The 4,039-nt window shown below is 59.8% G+C and carries 2 protein-coding genes; one reads left to right on the plus strand and one right to left on the minus strand.

The window, feature by feature from the left end; all coding sequences use genetic code 11:
• The coding region (locus WA989_RS03835; protein WP_424339193.1) for a glycosyltransferase at nucleotides 1-2,583 on the minus strand (2,583 nt) is incomplete at its 3' end.
• 241 nt (nucleotides 2,584-2,824) lie between these two features.
• On the opposite strand from WA989_RS03835, the gene WA989_RS03840 reads away from it, so the two are divergent.
• On the plus strand, nucleotides 2,825-4,039 hold the full coding sequence (locus WA989_RS03840; protein WP_424339194.1) for a threonine ammonia-lyase: 1,215 nt from the start codon (nucleotides 2,825-2,827) through the stop codon (nucleotides 4,037-4,039).

Here is a 4,039-nt window from a genome sequence, read left to right on the forward strand (position 1 = left end):
CTTATTATCCCCGATCGCGCCAACAAAACCGACGCGGTAACGGCTGGCCTCGCTGAGCTTGGCGATCGGCTTGACCTCGGCTTCGATCCAATCGCTGAAATGCGGAATGAACTTAACGTCGAGATCCGGGAAGCGCTCCAGGATGGCCGCCTTGGGGAATTCTGACGGAGAAATGATCACATCGGCAGCGTTGAGGATTTCCAGATTCTTCGCAAGCCACCCTTCAATTCCGTCTTCAATGTCGGCCGGTTTGATATCGAAGTTGAAATTCCTCTGGCTGACACAGCTGTCACATCCGGCGAGGTCCGGCAGATTGCAGTAATCCGTGCCCCAGCGCAGCATCTGGACCCGCGGGCAGATCCAGCTGAAATCATGGATCGTCGCGGCGATCTGAAGGCCTGCCTTACTGGCAGCCTGGGTCATGGCGATTGCATTGTCGAGATGATGGCCCAGCGTCGAGTGGATATGAAGGATATCACGAGACGCCTTTGCGGCCTTTGATTTTGCGGGCGTCTTGCGCGCCTTGAACAGCGCTGCAAGCTCTTCGCCCGTCATATAGGAATGAAACTGGCCGTCGGCGCTGTGGAGAAGGACTTCGGCCTCATCGCATGGATCATAGACGTTTTTGACCTCATGCGGCTCGATCATGAGATTGTAGACGCCGGCCTCTTGCAGCTGGCTTGAAAGCTGGTCGACATAATGTTGCGTGCCGCCGCCCAGCCCATTCGAGACATGGAAACACAGCACCTGCTTCATCGCCTTCAGCCGGGCGATGTCAGCCGCGACGCGAACCTTGCGCAGCGGATCGTTCTTCAGATGATCGATAACGTTGCGTGAGAATTCGGGGAATTTCCTGCTCAGCTTCTCATTGTTCTTTGCAGAAAGGTCTTCCCTGACAGCCGCACCAAAAGACACGCTGCCGACATGGCCGACGAAGACGTTGGGCGCTGCGATATGAACATAACCGAGGTCGCGCGCCTTCAGGCACCAGTCGACTTCCTCGGCATAGCCTTTGCCCCATTCCTCACCGAGAAAACCTGTATCGGCGATGGCACCGGCGGTCATGTACATACAGAACCCGACAGCGGTTGGCACTTGCAGAACGTCGTCGGTCGCGACCTTTTCGAACAGCGTATCGAGCTCATCGATCATCGCGTCATCGATATAGTTTTCATAGTTGAGCCGAGGATAGCTCATGATCGTGCCATTGTTCGTCAGCGGTGTGACGCTGGCGATATTCGGGAGGCTGTGCGCCTTTTCGGTCAGCCGCTCAAGCCAGCGTTCAGGCACGCGCGTGTCAGCGTTGAGCACCACAACATCCTTGCCCTCAACGAGTTCAAGCCCGCGATTGACCGAGCGCGGAAATCCGAGATTGTCGCGGTTCTCGATGAGGCGTGTATTGCGTCTCGCCAGCGTGAATTCGCGCAGATAATCATGGATTTCCGGTTCGGGTGATTTGTCATTGATAATGACGATCTGCGTCGCATCGGGGACCGTACGCTCAACGCTTTCAAGGCAGGCGCGCACCTCCTTGTAGCCCTTGTAGACAGGGATCACGATCGCCGCTTCACCCGCGCTCGCGGAGCTTGTCTGGAAGCTGTCCATGACGGTCGAGGGGCCGCGGCGCCCAACCTCGTCGCGAATGGCAGACAAAGCGCGCCCCATTGCCTTCATGACATCGCGATTGAGCGTCGTTTGGCTGCTCGTCCGATAGGCGCGGACCATACTGCGGAGCGATTCAACGAAGTCGGCATCATCGAACCGCGCGAAGGATGCGTTTTTCATCGCTGGCAGGCTGCGGGCGAGATGGAAATCGGCGCGTTCTACAGGATCCTTGAATTCAACCCGAAAGCCTGCTTGCGCGGCGCCCTTGTGCACGGCGACATCTTCGCGGTGGCTCGTCAGAACGGGGATAAATGTGTCATCCTCCGTTTTCAGAAGAAACTTGACCGGCAGGTGGGGCGCAGCGGGGTCGAAGGCCCAGCCCTCCATGACGGTCGGGGCGAAGGCATCAACATTGAATTCATAGGCGGCACGCCAGACATGAGCAGCCGAGAGGACACGATTGTCCGAGCGCAGCGTGAAGGCGTGCTTCTCGCCGTCCATTGCTTCGGCAGGAAGCGGAAGATCGAAGGTGAAGGTCTTGCGGCGCGAGGCCTGTTTGCCGCGTGGCTGGCTGACGCCGGACGGCGTCACCTTGATGAGCGGCCGGCCATCCATATCGAGCCAGATCTGCTGGGTCGCATTCTCCCTGCGAACCGAGCCCATGACGCGGCCGGCACCGACAAGGTCAATCCGGCCGGATACGGCCGGGGTGTCGAGTTCGATCTCGCTGCATGCTGGAACGCCGTCTTGCAGGAGGGTGAGGCGATGCGAACCCGGCACGACATCGAGCCGTATTGCGTGCTCTTCACGGCTCGTGGCCTCAACCGAGACGACCGGGATTTCTTGCCCAGCCTCATCCATTACAGAAAGTGCGCCCAGACTGTCTCCGGGGCTTGCAGATCTTACGAACAACTGGTCGTCAAATGCCCGGACAAAAATTAGCCCAGCCATGTCGACGCCCCCACCGTCTGCGCTCATCACATTGTTCCCCCACCAACATCAAACGTCCCTGCGGCAGAGCATTAACTTTTGCACACAATCGGATGCAAGACCACTGTCACAGCTGATTAAAACTTACCCTGCAAGGAATTTGCCAAACTGAAATGCTTGCGGACCATGCGGCGGGCCTGCACCGACAGCGGCGCGGCGGCTGACTCTCGACTTGCCCCGCGCCGGGAGGGCGAATAGGGTCCGCCGCGTTTGACGGGATCACCATGCAATGAGCGAAAAACTGCCGATAGGCCTTGAGGATGTGAAGGATGCTGCCCGGATACTGGACGGGCAGATCGAGCGCACGCCGCTGCGCCGCTCGCGAACCCTGTCCGAGATCACCGGCGCGGATATCTGGATCAAGTTCGAGAACCTGCAGTTTACCGCCGCCTTCAAGGAGCGTGGTGCGCTCAACAAGCTGGCCCGGCTGACCGATGAAGAGAAAAAGGTCGGCGTCATTGCGGCGTCCGCTGGCAACCATGCCCAGGGGGTCGCCTATCATGGCCGCCGGCTCGGCATACCCGTCACCATTGCGATGCCGGTAACCACCCCGTTCAACAAAGTCGAACACACCCGCGCCTTCGGCGCGCGCGTCCTGCTGAAAGGCCACACATTCGACGAGGCCAAGGAGCACGCTGAACAGGTTCGTCAGCGCGAGGGCCTCACCTGGATCCATCCCTTCGACGATCCGCTGATCATGGCCGGCCAGGGCACTGCGGCGCTCGAAATGTTCGAGGACAAGCCCGACTTTGACACGCTTGTCGTGCCGATCGGCGGAGGCGGGCTGATCTCCGGCATGGCCACCGTCGCCAAGGCGCACAATCCGGATATCGAGATAGTCGGCGTCCAGGCGGCCATGTATCCGGCTATGCTCAATATTCGCGAAGGACGCGAGCCGCATGGCGGCGGCGCCTCGATCGCTGAGGGCATTTCCGTCAAAAACCCCGGACACCTGACGCGCCGCGTCATCGATGCGCTGGTCGACGACATCGTTCTTGTCGAGGAAGCTCATCTGGAGCGCGCAATCACCTTGTTTGTCGACGTCGAGAAAACCGTGGCAGAGGGAGCCGGCGCGGCGGGTCTTGCCGCCCTGCTGGCCCACCCGGACCGGTTTGCCGGCAAGAAAGTCGGCCTCATCCTGTGCGGCGGCAATATCGATACACGCCTGCTCGCATCCGTCCTGACGCGCGCTCTGGTACGGGAAAAACGGCTCGCCAATATCCGCATCATCGGCGACGACCGGCCGGGTCTTCTGGCGCTGGTTTCCACGATCATCGGCGACAATGGCGCCAACATCATGGAAGTGGCCCACAACCGCATCGCACTCGACGTGCCTGCGAAAGGCGCGGAATTCGACATTCTGATGGAAACGCGCGACGCCCAGCACACTCAGGAAGTCATCGATGCGCTGACGCAGGCCGGCTATCCGCCGCGGCAGAACTGA

This window comes from Henriciella sp. (genome assembly GCF_049649345.1).
Taxonomy (GTDB): Bacteria; Pseudomonadota; Alphaproteobacteria; order Caulobacterales; family Hyphomonadaceae; genus Henriciella.

What these genes read in the sequence shown, in the direction of transcription:
- WA989_RS03840 (WP_424339194.1), top strand. Translation starts at nt 2,825, where the DNA reads ATGAGCGAAAAACTGCCGATAGGCCTTGAGGATGTGAAGGATGCTGCC.